This is a genomic window from Anaeromyxobacter sp. SG66, assembly GCF_022690805.1.
GTDB lineage: Bacteria > Myxococcota > Myxococcia > Myxococcales > Anaeromyxobacteraceae > Anaeromyxobacter > Anaeromyxobacter soli.
This window is the reverse complement of sequence record NZ_JALCZC010000019.1, coordinates 20,533-32,395: the sequence shown is the minus strand read 5'-3', so window position 1 is coordinate 32,395 and position 11,863 is coordinate 20,533. Positions and strand designations below refer to the sequence as shown.

The following is an 11,863-nucleotide window of genomic DNA, read 5'->3' as shown; positions in this document are numbered from 1 at the left end:
AGCTCACGCACCTCTGCGCATTCCGTACGCAAGGGTGGGCGCCGGTGCGTGCGCCCGCTCGGTGGGACGGAGGGCGAGCCCCTTCGCCTCGCGAGGTGCGTCACGGCTCCGCCCCGAGGGGACGTCCCCTGGAGCGTCGGGTTGCGCGGTGCGGGGCCGCTGCCAGCTTGTCGAGCAGCACCATGATCGAGATCCGCGACCCCGGCCTCCTCGCGAGCCTCATCGAGCTCGAGCTCGTGCGGTTCCGCCACGCGGAGGGCGTGCTCCGCGTCCCCTCCTCGCTCGTGGACCTGGCCGACGCGCTCGAGCGGGTCGCCGCGATCCTGCGCGAGGCCGACGACCGCGGACAGGCGGTGGACCTCGGCGACGGCGTGATGCGGCTCCTCCAGCAGTTCCGGGGCATGCTCCGCACGGTGGGCGGGGCGCCCGCCGAGGCGTGATTGCGCTGTCCGCCAGGGCTTTCCCCTGCCGCGGCGAACGCCGGCTGCCTGCGCTGTGGCTCACCCGCGCGGCCTGAAGCGCGCGGCGTCGATGATCGACCAGAGGTGGACGATCCACCCGAGGAACACGAGCCAGAGCAGGCCGGCGAGCACGAACATCACGAGCGCGAGGAGCGGGCGTCCCTGGATGAGCTGACCGAGCCCCGGGATGAAGAAGCTCGCCAGCGCCGCGATCACGTTGCCCGTCGATCCCTGTCCCGCCATGCCGTTCCTCCCGCCCCCGGGCAGCATAGCGAGGAGGGCGGGATCGCGCAGCCGAGGGTGGCGCGGGGAGGCGCCGCGCCGCGGCGGCGCGCGCCCGGCGTCGTTCACCCCGAGTGAGCGACGCTGTAGGCGTGTGAGCGCAACGGGCGTGTAGACGGTGTGTGAAATGTGGACGCGTGGAGGTGTCCTGTTCACAGGCCCTTTGGGGACATGGAAAAGCGACGCGCGATCGTCGGACAGTACGCGTCACCGACCGTGATTCGGCCGGGGAGGGGCTCACCATGAAGACGATCGTAGCGCTCGTGCTCGCGCTGTCAGCGCAGGCGGCGCTTGCCCAGCAGGGCAAGGTCGAGATCACGCGCGCCGACGCGGATCTCGGCACCGGCATGCTGTTCGTGAAGGGGCAGGGCTTCGGCGCCCAGGCCGCGACGGTCCTCGTCGGCAGGACCGTCCTCGACGTGAAGAGCCACTCGCCCACCGACGTCGTGGCGGCGCTGCCGCAGGGAATGCCCCCGGGCACCTACCGGCTCACCGTGGTGCAGGCGCCGGGAAACGCGAGCGCGACGATGGACGTGACGATCGGCGCCGAGGGAGCGCAGGGGCCCGCCGGGCCCGCCGGGCCGGCCGGACCGGCCGGGCCGCAGGGCGCGACGGGGCCGCAGGGGCCGCAGGGGCCGCGCGGTGACATGGGACCCCAGGGGCTCACGGGGCCGCAGGGAGCGACCGGACCGGAGGGGCCGCGCGGCTTCGTCGGGCCGATGGGGCCGGCGGGGCCGCAGGGCGAGACCGGGCCGGCCGGCCAGATCGGGCCGATGGGACCGGCGGGTCCGCAGGGCGCGAACGGCGTCTCCGGCTACCAGATCCTCTCCCGCTCCGTGTTCGTGAACCCGAGCACGCTGACGACGCAGCAGATCACGACCACGTGCCCGAGCGGCAAGAAGGCGCTCTCCGGCGGCGCCCGCTCGGATCGTCTCGGCACGCTCGTCGGAACGTATCCGAGCGCGGACGGCCTGGCCTGGATCGGCGAGTTCGCCACGCAGCCCGAGGCGTACGCCGCCAAGGTGACCGTCATCTGCGGGTACGCCTTCTAGTCGGCTGGCGACCGCTCGACCGCGGTCGATGACGCGCGCCCCGGCCCGCCCGCGAGCGGGCCGGGCACGCGCGTCTCGTCATCAGCTCGCGGCGGCGCCCGCCTCCTGGCGCGCCGCGTCCCACGGCAGCGTCACGAGGAACGTCGCGCCGCCTCCCGGCGTGTCGCGGATCTCCACGCGCCCTCCGTGTGCCTCGACGATGCGCCGGACGACCCACAGCCCCACGCCCACGCCGCCGAGGCGGCGACCGCCCTCGAGCTGCGCGTAGCGGGCGAACACGCGGGTCCGCGCCTCCGGCGGCACGCCGGGGCCGTGATCGCGGACCGACACGACGGGGCCGGCGGCGCTCGCGGCGATGGAGAGCTCGACCGGACCTCCGCCCGCGTGCCGCGCGGCGTTCGCGAGCAGGTTCGTGAGCACCTGCTCGAGGCGGAGCCTGTCCCAGCGGCCCGGCGTCGCGGCGGGGACCGACAGCGTGAGCGCGCAGCCGACGCGGGCGAGCGGCTCCTGCATCCGCTCCGCGACCTCGCGGGCGATCGCCGACAGATCCGCGTCGGAAGGGACGACCTCCGCGCGCTGGCCGGGTCGGGACACGTGGAGGAGATCGTCGAGCAGCCGTGCGATCCGCTGGCACTGGGCCGCCGCGCGCTCGAGCCGGCGGTGCTCGTCCTCCGCGGAGCGATTCGTCCGCTCGCGCGCGCGGAGCAGCGAGTCGACGAGGAGCTGCAGCGACGCCATGGGGGTGCGGAGCTCGTGCGAGGCGACGACGATGAGCTCCTCTCGCGCGCGGAGCGCGGCCTCGAGCACGGCGGCGCGCCGCTCGAGCGGCTCCTCGCCGGCGCGCGCCCGCCCGGGAGCGATGACCTCGCAGGCTCCGCCGCGGAGCGAGAGGGTCCGATCGTGGTAGCGCACGACCTCGAGCGCCGTGCCGGCGTCGCAGCCGTCGAGCCCGTAGCTGCACAGCGCGAGCAGCCTGCGCCGCGCGAAGGCGGCGCTCACGCGCGCCTCATACTCCAGGAAGCCCGGGGCGCCGCACGCGCCCTCCGGGCCCGCGCTGCCGGCGACGCGGAGCCCGGTGAACCCCGCGCGGCGGGCCGCCTCCTCGCGCACGAGCCAGCTCTGCACGACCCGCGCGCCGTCGTCGCCGCCCGCCGCGCGGTACCAGCGCTCGTGCTCGAGGATCTCGAGCTGCCCGCGCGCCTCCCGCGCGCCGAGATCGGGCACCGCCGCGGCGAGGGCACGCCGCGCGGCGTCCGCCTCGAGCGGCGCCGCCGTCACCCAGACGCAGCGCTCCCCCTGCTCGAGCCCCCGGCGCAGGAAGGGGACGAGGACGTCCCCGAGCTCTCGCGCGGTCCGATGGAAGAGGCAGACGTGGCTGCCCCACCGCAGCCGGCCGAAGCCGTCGATCCCGCTGTCGGTGGAGGCGTGCATCCATCGGCTCCTACGGCTCGCGCCGAGGTGCCGCAACTCCTGAGGGGGCGGCGGGGTCTCACGTAGCTCGGCGGAGCGTCGCCCGAACGGGAGATGCGCGCGACGCCGGCGCGGCGGGGCCCGCGGCGCTCGCGGAGATCCAGCGCGTCAGCCGCGGGAGCCGCTGCCCGGGCGGACGAGGCGCGCGGGGAGGAACACGAGCGGAACGACGAGCACCGCCAGCACGAGCAGCTCGCCCCAGCCGAGCCGGCGGGCGAGGAGCGCGTACGCGCTGAGCAAGGCGATCGTGAGCGGGACGAATCGGCGCTGGCGCCAGCGCCCGCTCCGGGCGAACCAGGCGACCGAGATCGCCGCGAGCGCGGTGAGGAGGACGACGAGGAGCTCGACGCGGCCGATGCCCATGCGTCGCGGATGATCGACGGGCGTGCCTCTGCGCGCAAGGGCCCGCGCGCCGGTGCGTCCGCCGGTGTATGGGAGTGGAAACGCGCCCGAGGAGCCCGATGCCGCGCCACCCCCGCGTCGCCCCAGTCGTCGCCAGCCTGTCCCACGACGTCTACAGCGCGCTCGCCGCCCGGGCGCGCGAGCGGCCCGGGCCGGTCCATCCCCTCCACGTCGGCGACACGTGGCTCGATCCGCTCCCCGCCGCGCGCGCCGAGGCGCAGCGCGCCGACGCGCACCCGCGGCTCCACGGCTACGCTCCGGTCCAGGGAGAGCCCGCGCTGCTCGCCGCGATCCTCCGCCGGCTCGCGTCGCGCCACGGCGTCGAGGTGGATCCGGCCTGCCTGCAGGTGATGCCCGGCGCGACCACCGGGCTCGCCATCGTGGTCGGGGCGCTCCTCTCGCCCGGCGACGAGCTCGTCGTGCCGTCCCCGTTCTGGCCGCTCATCCGCGGGATCGCCATCTCCCACGGGTGCACCAGCGTGGAGGTCCCGTTCTTCACGCGCTTCGCGGAGCCGGGCTTCGATCCGGAGGCCGCGCTCGAGCGGGCGATCGGGCCGCGCACCGCGGCCATCTACGTGAACGCCCCCAACAACCCCACCGGGCGGCTGCTCCCCGACGCCGTCGCCGAGGCCATCGCGGCAGTGGCGCGCCGGCACGACCTGTGGGTGATCGCGGACGAGGCCTACGAGGACCTGGTGCACGCCGGGGAGCACCGGCCGCTGTGGCGCCGCCCCGACCTCGCGGGGCGCACCGTCGTCACCCACACGCTCTCGAAGAGCCACGCGCTCGCCGGGGCGCGCATCGGCTACACCCACGGCCCGCCAGAGGCGATGCGCGCCATACGGGCGCTCCAGTTCCACGAGAGCTACTGCGCCGCGCGTCCCATGCAGTTCGCCGCGGCCGCCGCGCTCGACGGGGGCGACGCCTGGCTCGCCGAGGCCCGCGCCGCGTACGCCGCCGCCGGTCGCGCCGCCGCGGCCGCCGTCGGCATCCCGCCCCCCGAGGCGGGGACGTTCCTCTTCTTCGATGCGGCGAAGGCGTTCGCGCCGGGTGAAGGGCTGCCCGGCTTCCTGGAGCGGTGCCTGGAGGCGGGCGTGCTCCTCACGCCCGGGCCGGCGTGCGGGCGGGACTACGAGAGCTGGGTGCGGCTCTGCTTCACGGCCGTGCCTCCGGACGCGCTCGCCGACGCGCTCGCCCGGCTGAGCGCGGTGCTCGGGCGCTGAGCGCCCCGCCCCGTGCGGAGCGGTCTTCCGCGCCGGCGCCCGCGCTCCGCTCAGGTTCCTCACCACGGCTCACTCCAGAAGGCGACCGTGCGGCGCGCCGAGCGATCGGAGAGCATGCCGGGGAGAGGAGCCAGAGCATGTTGCGCAGGTCGATGGGGATCGCCGCGCTCGCCGCCGGAGGGCTGGGGCTCGTGGTGGCTGTGCAGGGGAAGCGCTTCAACCGGCGCATCGCGCGCGAGGCGCACGCGCTCTGGACGCAGGAGAGCTCGGGGCCGGAGCGGCGCACCGCGCTCGAGGCGCTGCCGCCGCCGGTTCGGCGGTACGCGGAGGCGTCCGGCGCGGCGAGCCACGCGCCGGTCCGCGCCGCGCGTCTCCGCCACGGAGGCACCTTCCGGCCGCGCTTCGACCGTCCGTGGCTCGCGATCCGCGGAGTGCAGTACTTCGCGAGCGATCCGCCCGGCTTCGTCTGGTGGGGCCGCGTGCGCACGGGGGCCGGGCTCTGGATCGACGCGCGCGATCGCTCGCTCGCGGGCGAGGGGGGCATGCGGATCATGCTCGCGTCGTGCTGGAAGCTCGCCGACGTGCGGGGCCGCGAGGTGGGCGAGGCCTCGCTGCAGCGGCTCCTCGCGGAGATGGTCTGGTTCCCGACCGCCTTCCTGGACGCGCGCCACGTGCGGTGGGCGCCCATCGACGACACGCGGGCGCGGGCGATCCTGCGCGTCCGCGGCCTCGAGGTCGCCGTCGACTTCCACTTCGACGCGAACGGTGTCCCCTCCCGCATCACCGCAGAGCGCTACCGCGACGTGGACGGCGAGCCGGTGCTCACGCCCTGGACCGGCGAGTGCAGCGGCTATCGCGTGATCGACGGGATGCGGGTGCCGTTCCGGCTCGAGGCCTCCTGGCACGTGAGGGGGCGCACGGAGCCGTACGCCCGGTTCTCCGTCGACGAGCTCGAGCTCGATCGGCCCGAGGCGTTCCCGGGCTGAGGGCCGCGCGCCGCGAGTCCGGCGGCTCGCGCCGGGGTCACTCGGTCTGACGGCCGTCCGCCGCCGGCCCGCGCTCGCGGGCGCCGGCGATCCACCCCCGCCCCGCGTGGCGAGAGAGGGCGAGCTGCTGTCTCCGCGCCGCGAGGAGGCGGGCGTCCTCGCCGAACGTGGTCGGGTAGACGGGCGGCACGTCGCGCTGGCACATCTCGCGGTCCACGTTCACGAACGTGAACAGGCACGAGTTCGAGATCGCGCGCACGCTCCGGTCGCGGCTCCGCCGCTCGATGCTGGCCTCCACCGACACGAGGCTCCCCGCCGTGTGCACGACGCGGCTGGAGAAGTGCAGCGTGTCGCCGAGCCGCACGGGGTTCAGGAAGTTCACCCGGTTCACGGCCGCCAGCACCGGCCGATCCGGCGCCGCGAGCTCCGCGCAGATCGAGGAGAGCTCGTAGGCGCGGCGCATGAGGTAGCCGCCGAAGATCTTCCGGGGCACGTTCTCCTGCTCGGGGAACATGCGCTCCCAGGCGTCGGTGACGAGCCGCGCGGAGAGGAGCCCGGTGAACCCGGGCCGCTCCTGCTCCCGGTGGAGCCGGTCGAGCAGCTCGAACTCCTCGTGGCTCGGCGGCTCCTGCGAGGCCGCGACGTAGCGCCGGTACTCGTCCCGGCGCTCCTCCGCGCGGCGCGCCCGGCGCCGCGTGAGCTCGTCCTCGTAGTCGAGCGGCGGCAGCGGCACGCTCTTCGCCTCGTCGCCCTCGCCGATCCGGGCGACCATCGTGAAGTAGCAGGAGGCGACGTGGAGCGGCGCCTCGCCCGCGAGGCCCGGCTGCGTCACGCGGATGCCCACCTCCATGGAGGTCCGGCCGACGTGGTTCACCCGCGCGACGAGGTCGAGGTCGCGCTCCACGTCGGCCGGGTTCCGCACGAGGATGTTGTCCACCGCCGCCGTGACGACCCGCGCCTGCGGGTGGGCGCGCCGCGCGTACGCGAGCGCAGCCTCCTCGGCGAGCTTGTCGAGGACCTCAAGGAGCAGCCCGAAGCGCAGGTTGCCGTGGAGCGGCTCGTCCACGACCTTGTAGCGGCGCTTCAGGGACGGCTCCCGGGAGAGGGGCAGCGTCAGGGCGAGATCCGTGTCCTTGGGGGTCATGTCGCTCTCCATCATGGCTCGCCTCGCCCCGCAGCGCGCGCGGCCCGAACCTGATGGATGCGACCGGGCGGGCGCACGGGCCCATCGAGGGACACGCGAATTTGTCGGCTCGCCGCATGTTGCTTCGGGCGGGCGAGCGCCAGTTCGGACGCACCTTCGCTCACACACAGGCCAGGAGGCACACAGACGATGTCGTCTCGAAAGTTCTGGAAGCTCGGAGTCGTGGCTGCGCTCGTCAGCGCGCTCTCCGCCTGCGGCTCGAGCAGCGGCAGCGGCGCGGTCCGCGTGCGCCTGGTCGACGCGCCCGGCGATTATCAGGCGCTCGACCTCGAGGTCCGGCGGGTGGAGATCCACGCCGACGGCGGTGACTGGATCGTGCTCGGCACGCCCGACGCCCAGGTCGATCTCCTCTCCCTCACCGGCGGCGTGAGCGCCACGCTCGTCGACGGCGCGACCATCCCCGCCGGCAGGTACACGCAGCTGCGCCTCGTGCTCGGCCCCCGGAACACGGTCACGCTCGCGGACGGAAGCGTCCACGACCTCACCGTCCCGTCCGGCCAGCAGTCGGGCGTGAAGCTCACCGTGAACTTCGAGGTCGCGCCGAACACCACCCGCGACGTCGTCGTCGACCTCGACGCCCACCGGTCGGTCTTCGTCCACGAGACGGGGGCCTCGGAGAAGTTCATCCTGCGGCCCACCGTGCGCGCCGTGGACGTGCTCGCGACCGGAGCGGTCGAAGGCAAGCTCACCGACGCCGCGAGCGGCGCGGGCCTCCCCGGCGTGCTCGTCACCGCGCAGGCGCTGTCCGCGACGGGCCAGCCCTCGATCGTGCGCGCCGCGCTCACCGGCGCCGACGGAACGTACGTCCTCGATCTGCTGGACGCGGGCGGGACCTACTACGTCGTGAGCCAGCCGGTGGTCGGGGCGGCGGCGTACGCGCCGCGTGCGAGCGGCGCGATCGCGATCACGGGGCCGACGGCCGTCGTGGCCTGGGACGCGGCGTTCGAGCAGGCCTCGCAGGTGGGGACGCTCTCGGGCGGCATCTCGCCCGCCGCGAGCGTGTCGCAGGCCGACGAGGTGGAGGTGCGCCAGAGCCTCGACGCGGGCGGCTCGCCCAGGGAGCTCATCGTGCGCACGGCGCCCGGCGCGGTCGCCGGCGGGGTGGAGAGCTACTCCGTCTCGTCCCTGCCCGCGGCGGCTTACACGGTCCTCGCCAGCCGCCGGACCGTGGACGCCGACGGCAACGAGACGGTCACGGTGAGCGCGCCCGTGAGCGCCAGCGTCCCGGCGGCCGGGACGGCCACCGCCGATCTCGTCCTGCCATAGGGTGGAGCGGACGGGGGCTCGCGCCGGATCCGGCGCGGGCCCCTCCGTGCGTCACGGCGCCGGGTCGGCGGCGACGATGTCGTAGTTGTGCACGGTGGGCTCCGGGTCGATGAGGAACTCCGCGTCGCGCGGCAGCGCGCGCGTTCGCGAGATGTCCTCCCCCGCGTACGCGTGGATGGCCTCGCGCGACGCCCAGTAGCTCACGACCATGAAGTGCGACTCCGAAGGTCCGTCCTCCCGGTACATGGCGTAGCCGAGGTTTCCCGGGATCTGGCGGAACTTCCGGACCGCCTCGGAGGCGTACGCCGCGTACTCGTCGGCGCGGGCGGCAGGGGTGCGGCCGTGCCAGACGCGGGCGACGCGGGCGCCGGCCGGAGCGGCGGCGCCCAGCCCGGCCTTCGGAGCGGGCCGCGCAGCCGGGGCCGCGCAGGAGATCGCGAGGAGCAGCAGCGAGAGGGAGATGGCGCGCACGGCGGGCCTCCTTCGGTGGACGAGCGCGCGCGATCATGTCGCGGCCGAGGGCCGTGCACCCACGCCTCTCGGGTGCACGCACGGACCGCGCGCTGCCCCTCTTTCGTCACACCGGGTGACGACCCGTCTCGGAGGCCGGAGCGCCCCGCTCGTCGGGGCGGGCGATCTCGAGCGCCTTCATGCGGGACTTGAGCGTGGAGGGGCTCACGCCGAGGAGCGACGCGGCGCCGCCCCTGCCCCCGACGCGCCAGCCGGACCGCTCGAGCGCGGCGATCATGTTCCCGCGCTCGATCGCGCGCACGCGCTGGTCGGTCAGGACCTCGCCGTCGACCCGCTCCGGCGCCGCCGCGCCGCTCGACGGCGTCGCGACGTCCGGCTCGGGCAGCGCCCGGTCCAGGTGGAGCCGGCCGTCGGGGGAGGTGATGATCGCCCGCTCGATCACGTTCCGCAGCTCCCGCACGTTCCCGGGCCAGGGATACGACCTGAGGGCGGCGGCGTCCGCCGCGTCGGGCGGGGCGATGCTCCGCCCGAGGCCGCGGGCGAGCTGCTCCGCCATCGCTGCGGCGAGCAGCACGACGTCGTCACCGCGCTCGCGCAGCGGCGGGAGCGGGAGCGGGAAGACGCTCAGCCGGTAGAAGAGATCCTGCCGGAACCCGCCCTCGCGGGCGGACCGCTCCAGGTCCCGGTTCGTCGCGGCGATGACGCGCACGTCCACCTTGCGCGTGCGCGAGCTCCCCACCGGCTCGAGCTCTCCCTCCTGCAGGACCCGCAGGAGCTTGCCCTGCAGCTCCAGGGGGAGCTCGCCGATCTCGTCGAGGAAGATCGTCCCGCCGTCGGCGAGCACGAACCGGCCGTCCCGCCGCTGCGTCGCGCCGGTGAACGCGCCGCGCTCGTGCCCGAAGAACTCGCTCTCGATGAGGGTGGCGGGGATCGCCGCGCAGTTCACCTTCACGAGGGGACGGCCGCGCCGGGCGCTCCGCTCGTGGATGGCCCGGGCGAAGAGCTCCTTGCCGGTGCCCGTCTCGCCGAGGAGGAGCACCGTCGCGTCCGTCGCCGCGACCTGCGCGACGCCCTGGAGCGCCCGGCGCAGCGCCGGGCTCCTGCCCACGATCTCGTGGAACCCGTGCTCGGCCGCGAGCTCCTCGCGGAGGTAGGCCGCCTCCGCGCTCAGCGCGCGGATCCTCCGCTCCGCCTCGAGGCGCTCGTCCACGTTCCTCAGGATGAGCGTGTAGAACGGCCGCCCCCGCACCTCGAACCGCGAGAGCGTCGCCTCGGCCGGGAAGGGCTTCCGCCCCGGCGGCTCGGCCACGAGGTCGCCCGGGATCCACAGGGCGCGCTCGCCGCCCGTTCGCCGCTCGAGCTCGCCGGTCAGCGCGCGGAGCCTCGCCGTCGCGGGGCCGCCCAGGAGCTCGTCCGCCGGCCGCCCGTGCAGCCCGCCGGCGGCGCAGCCGAACACCTTCTCGGCGGCGGCGTTCATGAGCGTGATGCACAGGTCTCCGTCGAGCTCCACGATCCCGTCCATCGCGCTGCCGATGAGCCCGGCGAGCTTCTCCTGGCGCTCGCGCAGATCCTGCTCGACGCGGACGCGCCGCATCTCCGCGAGCGCGCGGTTCGCGAAGATCCGGAAGAGCGGGAGGAGCCGCTTCTCGGCGGGCATGGGCCGGGTGTCCACGACCGCCAGGTGGCCGAGCACGCGGTCGTCGGGGTCGAGGAGGGGAACGCCGAGGTAGCTCACGGCCCCGGGGAGGGGGGACTTCACCTCGGGGTACAGCTCGGTCACGCGATCGGGGACGTGGACGACGCGTCGCTCGCGCACCGCCGTCTCGCACGCCGTGCCGGCGATCGCGTACTCGTGGCCCTCCACCCATCGCCCGTCGAACCAGAACGCGAGCGCGCGCAGCCACCTGCGGCGCTCGTCGTACTCGGTGAGCCATGCGCCGCAGGTGTCGAGGGCGCGCGCGAGGTTCCTGACGAGCGCCCGGTAGAACTCCTGCCCCGTCGCCGAGGCGGTCCCCTCGACGACGGCGCGCAGGGCGAGCTCCTCGTCGATCCGCCGCTCCCCGATCCCGTGCTCCATGTCCGGCTCCGCGGCGACGGTCCGCGGCGCCGCGCCGCGCCCGGAACATAGCGAGGCCGAGGCGGCGCGCCCGGATGAAAGCCCGTCGCGGTGCGCGGCGAGATCTCGTCCACGACGAGGTCTCGCCGCGACCCCGCCGGGCCGGCCACGCCCGGAACCCAGCGGATTCCCGTGGTGTCGGTCCGGAGTCCGGCGTGGCACGGCGCCTGCGATTCCCCTCCGTGCCCAGCGAGCGAGACCGATGGCCGGTCCACCGGGCGACGGAGAACGACGATGGAGACGCCCACGATGCAGACCCCCACGACGCAGACCGCCACGACGATGAAGCGGCCTTCCCGCACGCCCGTGCCGATGAACGGCGTGGACACGCCGACGCTCTTCGCGACCATCGGGGCGGTGAAGCAGCAGCCCGAGCTCGGGAGCTTCCAGTTCCGGGCGACGAACCACTGGCAGCAGGGCACCCACAGCCGGACCCGCATCGAAGGGTTCAGCGGCGCGGGCGGCGAGCACGCGCACGCGCGCGAGTTCAGCTACGACGCCGATCACCCGGCCGTCCTCACCGGGCGCGACCAGGGGCCGACCCCGGTCGAGTTCCTGCTCCACGCGATCGCGGCCTGCCTCACGGCAGGGATCGCCAACATCGCCGCGGCGCGCGGCGTGACCCTCTACGAGGTCGAGTCCACCGTCGAGGGCGACATCGACCTGCGTGGGATCCTCGGGCTCTCGGCGGAGGTCCGCAACGGCTACCGCCAGCTCCGCGTGAGCTTCCGGATCAAGGGCGACGCGCCGGCGGCGAAGCTCGAGGAGATCGTCGCGCAGTCGCGGGCCCGCTCGGCGGTCTACGACGTGCTGACGAACGGCGTCCCGGTCGCGGTCTCGGTGAACGCAGCGTGAAGTGCCGATGGGGACCGCCGGCCGACGCGCGACGCGCGCCCGCCGGCGGCCTCCCGCCACGCTCCTCGGGGAGAT

General features: G+C 75.1%; 12 protein-coding genes. 6 read left to right on the top strand and 6 right to left on the bottom strand.

Annotation, left to right across the window (positions count from 1 at the left end):
- Nucleotides 1-182: 182 nt before the first annotated feature.
- A complete protein-coding gene (locus tag MNZ39_RS08250) occupies nt 183-440 on the top strand; it encodes a hypothetical protein (protein WP_242337248.1) in 258 nt (85 codons plus the stop codon).
- A 60-nt stretch (nt 441-500) separates the two neighbouring features.
- On the opposite strand, the gene MNZ39_RS08245 is transcribed toward MNZ39_RS08250, so the two are convergent.
- Nucleotides 501-704: a hypothetical protein gene (locus tag MNZ39_RS08245; protein ID WP_242337246.1), complete on the bottom strand. Its 204-nt coding sequence runs from the start codon at nt 702-704 to the stop codon at nt 501-503.
- 281 nt (nt 705-985) lie between these two features.
- On the opposite strand from MNZ39_RS08245, the gene MNZ39_RS24685 reads away from it, so the two are divergent.
- The gene (locus MNZ39_RS24685; RefSeq protein WP_277956972.1) at nt 986-1,795 is read left to right on the top strand and encodes an IPT/TIG domain-containing protein; all 810 of its coding nucleotides are present in this window, start codon (nt 986-988) and stop codon (nt 1,793-1,795) included.
- 81 nt (nt 1,796-1,876) lie between these two features.
- Here the strand turns inward: MNZ39_RS24685 and MNZ39_RS08235 are convergent, their stop codons facing one another.
- Both MNZ39_RS08235 and MNZ39_RS08230 read right to left on the bottom strand, forming a co-directional pair.
- A complete protein-coding gene (locus MNZ39_RS08235) occupies nt 1,877-3,226 on the bottom strand; it encodes an MEDS domain-containing protein (protein WP_242337244.1) in 1,350 nt (449 codons plus the stop codon).
- A gap of 147 nt (nt 3,227-3,373) precedes the next feature.
- Nucleotides 3,374-3,628: a hypothetical protein gene (locus MNZ39_RS08230; RefSeq protein ID WP_242337242.1), complete on the bottom strand. Its 255-nt coding sequence runs from the start codon at nt 3,626-3,628 to the stop codon at nt 3,374-3,376.
- A gap of 98 nt (nt 3,629-3,726) precedes the next feature.
- Between MNZ39_RS08230 and MNZ39_RS08225 the strand changes: the two genes are divergently transcribed.
- On the top strand, nt 3,727-4,890 hold the full coding sequence (locus MNZ39_RS08225) for a pyridoxal phosphate-dependent aminotransferase (RefSeq protein ID WP_242337240.1): 1,164 nt from the start codon (nt 3,727-3,729) through the stop codon (nt 4,888-4,890).
- A gap of 137 nt (nt 4,891-5,027) precedes the next feature.
- Nucleotides 5,028-5,876, top strand: coding sequence for a DUF6544 family protein (locus tag MNZ39_RS08220; protein WP_242337238.1), 849 nt, complete (start codon nt 5,028-5,030; stop codon nt 5,874-5,876).
- Nucleotides 5,877-5,913: 37 nt separating this feature from the next.
- On the opposite strand, the gene MNZ39_RS08215 is transcribed toward MNZ39_RS08220, so the two are convergent.
- Nucleotides 5,914-7,020, bottom strand: coding sequence for a hotdog domain-containing protein (locus tag MNZ39_RS08215; RefSeq protein ID WP_242337236.1), 1,107 nt, complete (start codon nt 7,018-7,020; stop codon nt 5,914-5,916).
- A gap of 189 nt (nt 7,021-7,209) precedes the next feature.
- Between MNZ39_RS08215 and MNZ39_RS08210 the strand changes: the two genes are divergently transcribed.
- On the top strand, nt 7,210-8,346 hold the full coding sequence (locus MNZ39_RS08210) for a DUF4382 domain-containing protein (RefSeq protein WP_242337234.1): 1,137 nt from the start codon (nt 7,210-7,212) through the stop codon (nt 8,344-8,346).
- 51 nt (nt 8,347-8,397) lie between these two features.
- Here the strand turns inward: MNZ39_RS08210 and MNZ39_RS08205 are convergent, their stop codons facing one another.
- Both MNZ39_RS08205 and MNZ39_RS24330 read right to left on the bottom strand, forming a co-directional pair.
- On the bottom strand, nt 8,398-8,817 hold the full coding sequence (locus MNZ39_RS08205) for an antibiotic biosynthesis monooxygenase (RefSeq protein WP_242337232.1): 420 nt from the start codon (nt 8,815-8,817) through the stop codon (nt 8,398-8,400).
- A 106-nt stretch (nt 8,818-8,923) separates the two neighbouring features.
- Nucleotides 8,924-10,894 carry a sigma 54-interacting transcriptional regulator gene (locus tag MNZ39_RS24330; protein ID WP_255821235.1) on the bottom strand — a complete coding sequence of 657 codons (1,971 nt, stop codon included), beginning with the start codon at nt 10,892-10,894 and terminating at the stop codon, nt 8,924-8,926.
- A 273-nt stretch (nt 10,895-11,167) separates the two neighbouring features.
- Between MNZ39_RS24330 and MNZ39_RS08185 the strand changes: the two genes are divergently transcribed.
- Nucleotides 11,168-11,788 (top strand): OsmC family protein, encoded by a 621-nt coding sequence (locus tag MNZ39_RS08185; protein WP_242337230.1) that lies wholly within the window; start codon nt 11,168-11,170, stop codon nt 11,786-11,788.
- Nucleotides 11,789-11,863: the final 75 nt, after the last annotated feature.

Excerpts from the sequence above, each read along its gene's own strand:
- MNZ39_RS08250 (WP_242337248.1), top strand. The coding sequence starts at position 183 with ATGATCGAGATCCGCGACCCCGGCCTCCTCGCGAGCCTCATCGAGCTC.
- MNZ39_RS08245 (WP_242337246.1), bottom strand. The coding sequence starts at position 704 with ATGGCGGGACAGGGATCGACGGGCAACGTGATCGCGGCGCTGGCGAGC.
- MNZ39_RS08235 (WP_242337244.1), bottom strand. The coding sequence starts at position 3,226 with ATGCACGCCTCCACCGACAGCGGGATCGACGGCTTCGGCCGGCTGCGG.
- MNZ39_RS08225 (WP_242337240.1), top strand. The coding sequence starts at position 3,727 with ATGCCGCGCCACCCCCGCGTCGCCCCAGTCGTCGCCAGCCTGTCCCAC.
- MNZ39_RS08220 (WP_242337238.1), top strand. The coding sequence starts at position 5,028 with ATGTTGCGCAGGTCGATGGGGATCGCCGCGCTCGCCGCCGGAGGGCTG.
- MNZ39_RS08185 (WP_242337230.1), top strand. The coding sequence starts at position 11,168 with ATGGAGACGCCCACGATGCAGACCCCCACGACGCAGACCGCCACGACG.
- MNZ39_RS08215 (WP_242337236.1), bottom strand. The coding sequence starts at position 7,020 with ATGACCCCCAAGGACACGGATCTCGCCCTGACGCTGCCCCTCTCCCGG.
- MNZ39_RS24685 (WP_277956972.1), top strand. The coding sequence starts at position 986 with ATGAAGACGATCGTAGCGCTCGTGCTCGCGCTGTCAGCGCAGGCGGCG.
- MNZ39_RS08230 (WP_242337242.1), bottom strand. The coding sequence starts at position 3,628 with ATGGGCATCGGCCGCGTCGAGCTCCTCGTCGTCCTCCTCACCGCGCTC.
- MNZ39_RS08210 (WP_242337234.1), top strand. The coding sequence starts at position 7,210 with ATGTCGTCTCGAAAGTTCTGGAAGCTCGGAGTCGTGGCTGCGCTCGTC.
- MNZ39_RS24330 (WP_255821235.1), bottom strand. The coding sequence starts at position 10,894 with ATGGAGCACGGGATCGGGGAGCGGCGGATCGACGAGGAGCTCGCCCTG.